Genomic DNA, 303 nt, shown 5'->3' on the forward strand with positions numbered 1-303 from the left:
TTAGTGACCTTGTCACCCACCGACAACGGTCGGGTGGCCTGCAGGATCAGGCCATAGCTCATTTTCTCGTAGGTCTGGAACACCATCATCAGCCCGGCACGCTCGGAGGGCAGCTCAATGGTTTCATTGGTGACCGGGTCCCGAACCAGATTGCCACTCTTCAGCACGGCCATGACATTGCCCGGCTTCAGACCTTCCCGTTCACCGCGGTTGATAGCCACCACGTCAAACTGCCCGATCTGGCTGACACCACCATCGACCGAGATCATCTGGGCCTCGATATCACTGTCGGGAGAGCTGGGC

Annotated in this window: 1 protein-coding gene; it reads right to left on the reverse strand. The window is 58.7% G+C overall.

The window, feature by feature from the left end:
- On the reverse strand, nt 1-269 hold a 269-nt coding region (locus BIU96_RS16285; RefSeq protein ID WP_217642289.1), incomplete at its 3' end, for a hypothetical protein.
- Nucleotides 270-303 lie beyond the last annotated feature (34 nt).

The sequence above is a fragment of the Curtobacterium sp. MCBA15_008 genome, assembly GCF_001865065.1.
Classification (GTDB): Bacteria; Actinomycetota; Actinomycetes; order Actinomycetales; family Microbacteriaceae; genus Curtobacterium.